We start from the raw sequence: 11,461 nt of genomic DNA, 5'->3' as shown, positions 1-11,461 counted from the left end.
TACGCCAGCGGATCTGCGCGCCGGCGGCCGCGTCCTGGTCGAAGTCGGCCATGCGTTCGAGGCGCTGCGGCGCGGCGCCGCCGCCCCAGGCCGTGGCCTGCCAGGTGCGTCCGCCGCGCCAGTCGACGCTGGCGCCGTCGAGGAAGAGGCTCGCCACGCCCGCCTGCAGGAAGCGGCGGCCGGCGCGCACGGTCAGGTCCGGCGCGACGCGGGCTTCGGCGAGGGCGCCGTAGAGCCGCTGTTCGTTGGGCATGAGGTGGGCCGCGGGGGCGTCGCCGCCGGCGTAGCGCCACGTCCCGCTGAGGTCGAGCCAGTCGGCGCCGAGGCGCTGGACGCCGCCCGACAGGGTCTGGTAGGTGAGCAGATGGCTTTCTTCGTCGCCGCCAGCGGTGTCCTGGGTGTGCAGGCCGTAGGACGTCGAGCGGAAATGGACCTGCCACGACGTGGGCGCATCGGCGGCCCGCGCCGGGGGGGCGGTCGGCAGCAGGGTCAGTGCCGCAGCCAGGATGACGCAAGGGGCTTTCCGCACGATGGACCGGTCCTTTCACGGGCTTCGGGACGGCGACGGAGGGGCGGGGTGGCCGGGCGCGCAACGCCGACCCAACCGTAGAGGATCGTCGGCGTAATTGCAAGTGTTGCGCTAGGTTACGGCGCTTTTGTGAGAATGGAATCCGTTATCAGAACGGGGCGAAGCGGGGGGGGGCGGCGGCGGCCGGGATCACCGCCGCGGGCCCGATCTAGTCCGATCCCTCTCCCACCGGCACCAGCATGACCGGCTTCATGTCGCGGAGGTAGGCGTCGTCGGCCGCGGGGAGGTGGTTCACGCGGATCACCGAGAGCAGCGTCTCGACGTACTCCTGGCCCAGCTCGGAGTACGCGGTCAGGCCGGGGGCGAGTTCGCGGCCGCTGAGGCGCTTGCCGTCGGCGCGCAGCCGATGGCGCCGCTCGCGGAAATCGGCGTAGCCGGGGTGGGTGTTCAGGTTGTGCATGTAGGCGGCGATGGACTGCTCGGGTGTGGCGAACGCCTTGATCCGGTAATCGCCCAGGTGGTCGCGCTGCTGCTCCGGGGTGATGCCGTCGTCGCCCCAGGTCCACTGGCCGAAGAGGGCGTTGCCGAGATCGGCGAAGCGCGACGTGCTCCAGCCGCTCTCGACCGCGGCCTGGGCCAGGGCCAGCGAGGCCGGCACGATGTCGACCCGGCGCAGCAGCTGCGAGGTCAGGTCGGGGCCGAGGTCGGCGTCCGGCGCCACGTCGAGGCGGTAGGTGGCGGCCAGGTCGCGCAACCAGGCCTCGTCGGCGGGCGACAGGGCGTCCGCGCCGTGCAGTCCCACCAGGCGATCGCGCAGGAGGGCGATGTCCTCGTTGCATTCCAGGACGAGCGGAGCGTAGGCGAAGAAGAAGTACCGCTTCTTCAGATGCACCGGCAGGCCGGGCGCCACATCGTGCCGCCAGCGACTCGGCACCCGCGCCAGGTAGTAGCGCGGCACCGAGCGCTCGCCGGCGTTCCAGTCGTCGAGGGTGTAGTGGGCGGCGGCGAAGTAGTCGCGGATCGTGGCGAGGTCGGCGAACGCCAAGGTGTCGGGGACCGCGTGGGCACCGTGGGTGAAGCAGTCGTCGGTGTGGCGATGGGTATCCGCCGCCGCGCCGCCCGCCACGCAGACCATGATCGCCGCTGCCAGCACGCCGTTTCGCATGGAACCGCTCCTTCCGATCGTCCTGCCCGACCCGTCAGGGCATCTGGATCCCCCCGCTGACGGGAATGTAGGCGCCGCTGACGAAGGCGGTGGCGTCGTCGGCGAGGGCGGCCACGATGCCGGCCACGTCCTCGGCCTCGCCCACGCGCCCGAGCGGCGTCATGGCGGTGATGGCCTGCACGGCCTCGGCCGGCATGTGGGCCGTGGCGTCGGTGCGGGTCAGCCCCGGCGCGACGGTGTTGACCCGGATGCCGTGGGCGCCGAGTTCGAACGCGAACGACTTCATGAGCCCGTCGACGGCGGACTTGCTCGTGGTGTGGGCTGCGAAGCCGTACGACGGGTACCGCGACAGGGCGCTGCTGATGCCCACGATGCAGCCCCGCTTCGCGGCGATCATGGCCGGGATCACGGCCTGCGCCGGCAGGAAGAAGCTGCGCATCTCGCGCAGGACCTTGGTCTCGAATTCGTCCTGGGTCAGCTCGTGCACGCCCTTGAAGGGCACGTCCGGCCCGGCGTTGAGGATCAGCGTGTCCGGGGCGCCGAGTTCCGCGGTCGTGCGCGCGACCATGGCCGCCACCTGCCCGGCGTCGGTCACGTCGGCCTGGACGGCCAGGGCCCGGCCGCCGGCGGCGGTGATCTCGGCCACGAGGGCCTCGGCCCGCTCGGCGCTGCGCACGTAGTTGACGGCCACGGCGGCGCCCCGCGCGGCCAGGAGGCGGGCGCAGGCGGCCCCGATGCCGCGGCTGGCGCCGGTGACGAGGGCGGTTTTTCCGTTCAGGCTCACGGTGGTCTCCTTGCCGGGCGTTGCAGGCCGATTTCCGTCCGCCCACTCTAGCACGGTCCTTCCGGGCCGCAACCCCGGTTTCGCGCGGGTCGGGATACCGCGCGACCCGGCCGGCGTGGTATGATCGTGCCCGCACCCCAACCCGAGGATCGCCACCGATGACCCGACTTCGCCGCCTCGCCCCGGCCGCCCTCGCCTGCTGCGCCGCCCTCGTGTTCGCCGCCGGCACCGCCCCGGCCGGCACCGGCCCCCACACGACCTATCTCTGGCACATGCACCAGCCCATCTACTGGCCGGTGGAGAGCACCTGGAACCCGGGCCGCTACGAGACGGCCTACGAGACCATCACGCTCGGCCACAGCCAGAACGACGAGTTCACGATCTTCAATTCGGACGACCGCGTGGGCGACTACCAGGGCTACCCGCGCAACGCCATCCAGTCGGTGCTCGACCTGCCCGACGCCGGCGCCCAGGTGAGCTTCGCCGGCGCCCTGATCGAGAACATCAGCGGCCTGGCCGCGGCGGGTTGGAACGGGGGGCGCTACGCCCCGGATTGGTACGCCCCCTACCGCCAGGCCATGGGGTGGACGACCTCGCGGGGCTTCCGCCGCCTCGAGCCGGTGCTGGTGGGCTTCCACCACGCCATCGGGCCCCTCATGGACGACAACGCCTTCCGCATGGAACTGGCCACGGCCCGGGAGATCTGGGGCGACGCCTGGGGCGCGGGCCCCGTCGCGACGGGCTTCTTCCCGGCCGAGATGTGCTTCAGCGAGCGGCTCATTCCGGCCCTGGTGGACGCAGGCGTGACCTGGACCATCGTGCCGGACCTGCACATAGCCCGCGCGTGCGCCAACTACCCCTACGACGCGGGGCAGGACAACTGCGATCCGCCCAACCGCGCCGACCAGCTCAACCCCGCCCAGGCCAGCTGGACCAACCACTCCATCAGCCGCGGCGTGACCCTGAAGGTGCCCTACCCGTACGGCTTCACGCCGCACCGGGCGCAGCACGTCGATCCGGCCACGGGCGCGGTCGCGCAGCTGGTGGTGGTGCCGGCGGCCAACGCCATGGGCTGGGAGGAGGGCTACGGGCTCTTCGGCACCGGCGGCGTCGACGCCATCGCCGCGGGCAACGATCCGGCGCAGCCCATGCTGGTGCTCTTCGCCCACGACGGGGACAACGCCTGGTCGGGCGGCTACAGCTACTACCACGAGAACGTGACGGGCTTCGCCCACGCGGCGGCGAACCAGGGCTACACGCCCACCACGGTGGCCACCTACCTGGACGAGTTCCCGGTGCCCCTGACGGACGTCGTGAAGGTGGAGGACGGCGGGTGGGTGAACGCCGACGGCGACTTCGGCTCGCCCCAGTACATCAACTGGAACTGGCCGCTGGTCGACGCGTCGGGCCAGTTCGACATCCCGGGCGGCTGGGCCGAGGACGAACGCAACTGGGCGGTGCTGACCGCGGCCCAGAACCGCGTCGAGACGGCGGCGGCCATCCAGGGGCCGGTCGATCCGGCCGAGGTCGCCGAGCCGACGGGCGCCGCCACCGACGCCGAGCGCGCGTGGCACTTCCTGCTCGCGGGCTACGAAAGCGGCTACATGTACTACGGCACCTCGCTCGACATGGAGATCAAGGCGACCCTGGCCTGCAACGAGGCCCTGCAGTGGGCCGATCCGGTCGTCGCCGGCGGCACGGACACGGTGGCGCCCACGGTGTGGCTGCCCCAGCGCCTGCCCTGGAATCCGGGCGGCCGCGGGGGCGGGGCCCTGTGGGGCTGGCCCGGTGGCGAGGGGGCCGCGATGACCTCGGCCTTCCACGTGTGGACCTTCGCGGCGGACGTGTCGGGCCTGGTGCGGGTCGACCTGATGGTGCGCGAGGACGCCGACGGGGTGAACGATGCGGCCACCACCGCCAACGAGACCTACGCGGGCGGCGCGGGCGTGGGCACCTGGACGGCCCTGCCCATGACCCACCGGGCCATGCCCCTGGGCGAGCCCTGGGACATGGCGGGCGTCGACCTGACGGTGCTGCCGACGGCCATCGCCGACCAGTACTGGCTCGAGCTCTCGGGCTACAGCGACGTGCTGCTCGACTACTACGTCGAGGCCCAGGACGCGAACGGGCTGATCAAGCGCACGCCCATCCAGCACGTGTACGTGGGCACCGGCGACGCGGGGGGCGGGGGCGGGGGCGACGGCGCCTTCGTCATGGACGGGGCCCTGGACGCCGACGTGAACCTGGTCGCCAGCGCGGGCGGCGCCTCCCTGTGGGCCGCCGTGCGCGACAGCCTGCTCTATCTGGCCACCGATCTGGTGGGCGGCGACGACACCTTCCTGCTGCTGTCCGCGGACCTGGCGCCGACCGTGGCGGCGCCCTGGGCCAAGTCCGGCACGAGCGCCGGCTGGACGCGCTTCCTGGCCCGCGAGGGCGGCAACGGCTGGACCGGCTGGTTCGACGCTGCCCAGGCCGTGCTCGACGATCCGGGCCTGCAGATGGGGGCGGGCGCCGTGCTCGAGGGCACGGTCGACCTGGACGCCCTCTTCCCGGGCGGCTGGCCCGCCGACGTCTTCGTGAGCGCGGCGCGGTACGCCTCGCCCGACGCGGGCGCGCTCCTGGCCCAGGTGCCGGCGAGCGGCGACGCCAACGGCGACCTCGACGCGGCCGAGTTCGCGCCGGTGGCGCTGCGCACCTCGGCGGCGCCCCTGCCGGGCGTGGTGGCTGCGCGGGTGGACGCGTGGCCGTCGCCGTTCAACGCGCGGGCGAACCTGCGGATCACGGGTCTGGCGGACGGGGCGGCGACCCTGGATCTGCATGACGCGGCGGGACGTCGCGTGCGCTCGCTGCGGGCGCGGGTGAGCGGAGGTGTGGGCATGGTGACCTGGGACGGTCGCGATGCCGCCGGACGCAACGTGCCCAGCGGGGTCTACTTCGCGCGCGTGGCCGGCAGGGACGTCCCGGCGGCGCGGCTGGTGCTGGTGAAGTAGGGACTCAGTCCCAGCGGACGCGGTGATTCCAGCCGGCCGGGGCGTCGGTGTCGATCTCGAGACGGCCGGCGCGCGCGGCCCCGTCCGGGCCGATCCAGCGGAAGCGCCAGGCGTCGGGCACGGCGTCGGGGAACCACAGGGCCGGGCCGCGCTCGTCGGCGCCGGGCGCGAGCAGACACGGGTGCTCCCCGATCCGCGTGCGCACCGCCAGGTCCGGCCAGGCTGCGGGTACCGACGGGCGCACCTCGATCAGCGGCGGAGCGGCCGTCAGGTCGACCCGCAGGCCCGCGTAGTCCTGCACTACGTTGCGCAGCACCTCGGCCAGGGACCAGGCCTGGCTCGTGGCCCCGCCGAACTCGTCGTTGCGCGCCGCCTGCGCCCCGTCGCGGATCTCCTGGATCGTGCCCACCGCGCCCTCGTCGAGGGCCTCGTCGAGCAGCATGCGCGTCTGTCCGAAGCCCTCGCGGGGATCGTTCAGGGCCGACACCGCCGCGCCGCTCAGCCACAGCCACACGTCGCCGTTGTGGTAGGCCTCGTCGTAGTAGTAGTTCGCCAGGTCCAGGTGCTTCGGGTGGAAGAAGGGGTCGCTCGCGGCGAGGGACTGCACGCCCCAGGGCCGGACGAGATCGGCCGCGGCCGCGGTGATCGCGGCGCGCTGCGGCGCGTCGAAGAGGGTCGGCGAGGCGAGCACGGCCAACAGGGTGTTGGGGCGGAGCTGGGTGTCCTGCGAACCGTCGACGTTCAGGTGATCGACGAGACGTTCCCCGTCCCAGAACCTCGCGTGGAAGTTCGTCGCCAGGCGCGCCGCCAGGTCGGCGTAGTCGGCGCGGGCGCCGGGCACGTCGGGAAACCGGGCGGCCAGGCGGGCGGCCGTCAGCAGGCCGCGGTGCCACAGGGCCTGCACCTCGACGGCACGGTTGCCGCGGGGCGAGTAGGGGTGGGCCTCGCCGCCGCCGTCCATCCAGGTCTCGCCGTCGCCGTGGGTCAGGAAGTGCTCGCCGTCGACGGCGTGGGCCAGGGCGCCGTCCACCGCGCGGAAGACGACCGGGGCCATCTCGGCGGCGAAGGCGTCGTCGCCGGCCTGGCGCCACAGCTCGTCCAGGGCGCGCACGAACCACCAGGTGCCGTCGATGCTCGCGTACTGCACCTGGTCGACGGTGACGAAGTTGGGCACGCGGCCCTGGCGCGCGCTGGCGGGGTCGGTGTCCTGGAAGGTGGCGAAGGAGCGCAGCAGGGTCTCGGCCTCGGCGAACTGCCCGCTGGTGATGCAGGCGCCGGGCAGGGTGATGAAGGTGTCGCGGCCCCAGTAGGTGGTGAACCAGTAGAAGCCGGCGTAGATGCCCGGGCCGCGCTGGTTCATGACGAGGTTGTCCAGGGAGACGCGGGTCCAGGCCAGGGCGATGTCGTCGCGGGGCACGCCGGTGGTGATGGCGCTGTCGTCGACCAGCTGCTGCAGGCGTTCGCTGCGGGCGGCGGCCAGGTCGACCTGCTGCTCGCGCAGGCGGCGGGCGCGCGCGGCGGCGGCGGCGGCGTCCACGTCGGCCGCGAAGAAGACCTCGAGCCGGCCCGACGGGATGCGCGGCGGAATGTGCCCGACCAGGTCGCCCGGCACCCAGGGCGAGGCCTTGTCCATGGCCTTGCGCGCGACGCCCTTGGGGTAGGTGCGGTCCAGGTACTCGGGCGCCGCCTGGAAACCGCTCACGCCCGCCGCGGCGATGGCCAGCCAGGCGGGGTGGGCCGGATCCGGGGCCTCGCCCACCCGGTCGGTGCGGCAGGCGAGCAGGGTGCCGTCCTCCCAGCGCACGTCGTAGCCGGGCCGCGACACCTTCCACAGGAAGCGCATGTCGATGCGCGGCCGGAAGGCGAAACGCCCGCCGGGGATGCCGTCGTAGCCCACCTTGAAGCCGTTCTCGCGGTCGAAGAGGGTCACCGTCTCGGTGACGACCTCGCCCGACGGCAGCGTGTGCCGGCGCACCAGCCGGTCGGGCGTGACGATGGCCTCGGTCACGGTGGCGGGGCCCAGTTCGGTGCCGTCCTCCAGGCGCAGGGTCCAGCCGTCGACGACCTCGTGCATGGCCACATAGAAGCCGTGGTAGCTGCGGGAATTCTCGCCCACGCATTCGCCGGCCAGGTGGGCGGCGCCCTTGTCGCTGAAGATGTACTCGCGGGGGTGGGCGGGCGTCACGGTCAGCGCCATCTCTTCGAGGCGGGGCGCGACAGGCGCGGGTGTCGCGGCGGCCGCGGCCCCCGCCACGCCCAGCAGGATCCCGAGGCAGACGATCTTCACGGCGAGGACCTCACAGGAGCAGGTTGGCGCCGCCCGCGTCGGCGGCGAAGAGGTGGATGTGGTCGGGGCGGCACGACAGCCGCAGCGGCTGCTCGACGGCGGCCTGCAGCTGGCCGTCGCCGCGGGCGGTGATCTGGCGTCCGGCCACCTCGAAGTAGGCCAGGGTCTCGTTGCCCAGCGACTCGACCACCTGGACCGGAGCGGTGAGCCCCGGCGCGTCGGTGTCGAGGTCGAGATGCTCGGGCCGGATGCCGAGCTGCAGGTCCCGGTCCAGGAGCGCCGCGTCGGGGGCGAAGCCCGCCGGCAGCGGCCACACGGTGGCACCGTCGGCGCAGGCCAGGGCCAGGCCGCCGTCGCGCCGCACGAGGCGGCCGGGCAGGAAGTTCATGGCCGGGCTGCCGATGAACTGGGCCACGAATTCGTTGACCGGACGCTCGTAAAGCTCCAACGGTGCGCCGACCTGGGCGATGCCGCCGCCGGCCAGAACGACGATGCGATCAGCGAGGGTCATGGCCTCGGTCTGGTCGTGGGTGACGTAGATCATGGTGGCGCCCAGGCGGTGGTGCAGGCGGGCGATCTCGGTGCGCATCTGCACGCGCATCTTGGCGTCGAGGTTGCTCAGGGGCTCGTCGAAGAGGAAGACGTCCGGATCGCGCACGATGGCCCGGCCGAGCGCCACGCGCTGGCGCTGGCCGCCGCTCAGGGCGCGGGGCTTGCGCTCGAGCAGGTTCTCGATGCCGAGGACCTTCGCCGCCTCGGCCACGCGGGAGCGGATCTCGTCCCTGCTCTTCTTCCGCATCTTCAGGCCGAAGCCCATGTTGTCCGCCACGCTCATGTGGGGGTACAGCGCGTAGCTCTGGAAGACCATGGCGATGTTGCGGTCGCGGGGTTCGACGTCGTTGACCATGCGGTCGCCGATGTGGATCGTGCCGCCGGTGACCTCCTCGAGGCCCGCCACCATGCGCAGGGTCGTGGACTTGCCGCACCCCGAGGGGCCGACCAGGACCGTGAACTCGCCGTGGGCGATCTCCAGATCCATCGGGGCGACGGCCTCGACGCCGCCGGGGTAGGTCTTGCGCACCTGCTCGAGTCTCACCTGGGCCAAATCCGTCCGCTCCCTGTCGAAAGAACGCCGTCCTGCGGTGGCGGGGACACTACCACAGGACGGCGGCGATGGTCACGCGAAACCGGTCGTCAGTCGAGGGGCACACCCGTGGTGCCGTCCTCGCGGAACCAGACGAGTGCGGTGCCGGCGGGCACGGTCACCGCCTGATCGGTGGTCTCGTAGTGCACGGGCAGCAGCGAGGGCAGGATCGGCTCGTACAGGATCCAGGTGCCGACGCTGGGGAAGGGGATCGTCCAGGCGTGGTCGACCACGTCGAAGTTGGCCGCGACCACGACTTCGTGCGCGGACGGATCGGCCGTCGAGCCGCGGGTGTAGGTGATCGTGTACTCGCTGTTGTCGAGATTCCCGGCGCGCCACAGGAAGGCCACGTTCTCGGTGTTCAGGGCCGGATGGGTCAGCCGCTGGCCGATCAGGTAGCGGTACGTGCGCCGGACCGCATCGTCGCCGGCGTTCCAGTTGATCTTCTGGATGGCGGTGCCCTCGGGCCGGTACTCGCTGGCGGCGATCTCCTGCCCGTTGTACAGCATCGGGATGCCCACGCTCGTGAGCGAGATGACGGCGCCGAGGTGCGCGCGGTGGGCGCCGCCCTGGGCCTGGGCGCCCACGCTGCCGAGGGCGTCGACCGACCAGGCCATCCGGTTCTCGTCGTGGCTCTCGAGGAACTTCACGTCGCTGAAGCCGTCGCCGGTGGCGGCGCCCGCGTAGACGGCGTTGGCCGAGATCACGTTCGCCACGGCCCACATGTTGTTGTAGGGCACGCCGAAGGCGCCCACCGAGGTGAAGGTCTGCCCGCGCCAGGCGAAGCCGTTCATGTTCAGCGCGGTGGCCATCACCTGGCAGAAGTTGTTGCCGCCGCCGCCCCAGGCGTCGGTGTGGTTGCCGCCCCACTGGGCGTCGTAGCCGTAGGTGACGGCGTTGGCCGGGTAGTTGAAGTCCTCGGCGATGAGCAGCAGGTCCGGGTGGCGCGCCACGAGGTTGTTCCGCAGCCACGACCAGGTGCTGTAGGGCTCGCCGCCCACGTAGTCGAAGCGGAAGCCGTCGACGCCGTAGGTGTTCACCCAGTGGGACAGGGCGTCCAGGATGTGCTGCTGCAGGTGCGCGTTGGTCCAGTTCAGCTCGACCAGGCCCCACGGGTTGGGCTCGGTGGTGGTGTAGGTGCTCACGCCCGTGAAGTCGTCGATCTGGCGCAGGGCGGCGCTGCCGGCCATGTGGTTGACGACGACGTCGACGATGACGGCCATGCCCTGGGCGTGCGCCGCGTCGACCAGGCTGGCGAAAGTGGTGGGCCAGCCGAAGCTCGGATTGGGGGCGTACTGGACGACGGGGTCGTAGCCCCAGCCGTTGTACGACGGCGCCGACACGGGCATCAGCTCGATGGCGTTGACGCCGAGGTCGGCCAGGTCGGGGCCGCTGGTGAGGCCCGCGATGGCCCCGGCGAAGCTGCCGGCGAGGGAGAAGTCGTTCAGGCTCATCTCGTAGATCACGAGTCGCGTGCGGTCGATGGGAGCGGGCAGGGGCTGGGGCGCCGTGACGATGCGGCCGCGCAGCCCGTTCCAGCCGCCGAAGCCGTCGGGCGTGATCTCCGGAGCGGCCGGATCGGTGATCCAGGTCGAGGCGGCGCCCTTGCGCAGCACGTACTTGTAGCTGAAGAGCCCGTCGGGCACGGAGCGGATCAGGCGCCATGTCATGCCGTCGGGCTCGACGGTCATGGCCCAGGTCGGGTCCAGGTCGGCCCAGCCGTTGAGGGAACCGGCCACGTGCACCGAGTCGAGGTCGGGGGCCACGAGTTCGAAGGTGTCGGTGCGGACCTTGGCCAGGCCGTCGGTGGCCGGGGGGGCGACCGGAGCCGGGGTTTCCGTGCAGCCGAGGGCGAACAGGGCGAGGACCGCGAGCAGGACCGGCAGGGCCCGGGCGCTGCGCCGCGTGGGGCGGCAGCGGGAACGGAACAGCATGGACGGGGCTCCCTTTCCGCCTGGGGCGGGATCCGAGGGCGATGGCGGGTGGTCGAGTCTCACATTATATCACAATTCCGGACCCGGGTCACGGCGGCGCGCGGAGATTGCAATCGGACCCGGTTCTGGTACTATCGGCCACCCCGCCCGGGACCGGCACCGACCGCTCACCGGGCCCTGCGGGGCGCCCCCGCCCCGACCCGACCCGCACCCTTCCGAGGAGACCGCGACATGCCCCGGACCGCCCAACGAATCCTTCCGTCCCTGCTGCTGGCGCTCGTCGCCTGCGGCGCCGCCCAGGCCGCCGAGGTGACCTTCCGCCACGAGGCGCCGGGGGCCGCGGCCGTGTACCTGGCCGGCGAGTTCAACAACTGGAGCGACAGCGCCGACCCCATGTCCGGCCAGGACGGCGTCTGGACCCTGACCCGCGACCTGGCTCCCGGCACCTACCAGTACAAGTTCGTGGTCGACGGGAACTGGGTGCCCGACGCGAACAACGGCGCCACGGCCGACGACGGCTTCGGCGGACAGAATTCGGTGCTCACGGTCAAGGACGGCGACACGGCGCTCGCGGCGGCGGCGGCCGGCGCCGCCGGTGGTCTGGCCGGGGCCGCGGCGCCCGCGCCGG

General features: G+C 72.5%; 8 protein-coding genes. 2 read left to right on the top strand and 6 right to left on the bottom strand.

Going from position 1 to position 11,461, the window contains the following annotated elements:
* The 3 genes from KDM41_14920 to KDM41_14910 form a co-directional block, all read right to left on the bottom strand.
* Positions 1-529: hypothetical protein (locus tag KDM41_14920; protein ID MCB1184718.1), on the bottom strand; the 529-nt coding region annotated here is incomplete at its 3' end.
* Positions 530-737: 208 nt separating this feature from the next.
* Positions 738-1,694, bottom strand: a complete 957-nt coding sequence (locus tag KDM41_14915; protein MCB1184717.1) for a glucosaminidase domain-containing protein — start codon at positions 1,692-1,694, stop codon at positions 738-740.
* Between the two features lie 34 nt (positions 1,695-1,728).
* Positions 1,729-2,472, bottom strand: coding sequence for an SDR family oxidoreductase (locus KDM41_14910; protein MCB1184716.1), 744 nt, complete (start codon positions 2,470-2,472; stop codon positions 1,729-1,731).
* 164 nt (positions 2,473-2,636) lie between these two features.
* Between KDM41_14910 and KDM41_14905 the strand changes: the two genes are divergently transcribed.
* Positions 2,637-5,468: a hypothetical protein gene (locus KDM41_14905; GenBank protein ID MCB1184715.1), complete on the top strand. Its 2,832-nt coding sequence runs from the start codon at positions 2,637-2,639 to the stop codon at positions 5,466-5,468.
* Positions 5,469-5,472: 4 nt separating this feature from the next.
* On the opposite strand, the gene KDM41_14900 is transcribed toward KDM41_14905, so the two are convergent.
* From KDM41_14900 to KDM41_14890, 3 genes are all read right to left on the bottom strand, one after another.
* A complete protein-coding gene (locus KDM41_14900) occupies positions 5,473-7,755 on the bottom strand; it encodes a hypothetical protein (protein ID MCB1184714.1) in 2,283 nt (760 codons plus the stop codon).
* 10 nt (positions 7,756-7,765) lie between these two features.
* Positions 7,766-8,860 carry a sn-glycerol-3-phosphate ABC transporter ATP-binding protein UgpC gene (gene ugpC / locus KDM41_14895; protein ID MCB1184713.1) on the bottom strand — a complete coding sequence of 365 codons (1,095 nt, stop codon included), beginning with the start codon at positions 8,858-8,860 and terminating at the stop codon, positions 7,766-7,768.
* 89 nt (positions 8,861-8,949) lie between these two features.
* Positions 8,950-10,833: a hypothetical protein gene (locus KDM41_14890; GenBank protein MCB1184712.1), complete on the bottom strand. Its 1,884-nt coding sequence runs from the start codon at positions 10,831-10,833 to the stop codon at positions 8,950-8,952.
* A 231-nt stretch (positions 10,834-11,064) separates the two neighbouring features.
* On the opposite strand from KDM41_14890, the gene KDM41_14885 reads away from it, so the two are divergent.
* Positions 11,065-11,461 (top strand): glycogen-binding domain-containing protein (locus tag KDM41_14885; GenBank protein MCB1184711.1); only part of this gene is annotated, 397 nt, incomplete at its 3' end.

It is taken from the genome of bacterium, assembly GCA_020440705.1.
GTDB lineage: Bacteria > Krumholzibacteriota > Krumholzibacteriia > LZORAL124-64-63 > LZORAL124-64-63 > JAGRNP01.
The sequence above is the reverse complement of the archived record's forward strand: the minus strand, read 5'-3'. Positions and strand labels throughout refer to the sequence as shown.

What these genes read in the sequence shown, in the direction of transcription:
- KDM41_14915 (MCB1184717.1), bottom strand. Translation starts at nt 1,694, where the DNA reads ATGCGAAACGGCGTGCTGGCAGCGGCGATCATGGTCTGCGTGGCGGGC.
- KDM41_14905 (MCB1184715.1), top strand. Translation starts at nt 2,637, where the DNA reads ATGACCCGACTTCGCCGCCTCGCCCCGGCCGCCCTCGCCTGCTGCGCC.
- KDM41_14890 (MCB1184712.1), bottom strand. Translation starts at nt 10,833, where the DNA reads ATGCTGTTCCGTTCCCGCTGCCGCCCCACGCGGCGCAGCGCCCGGGCC.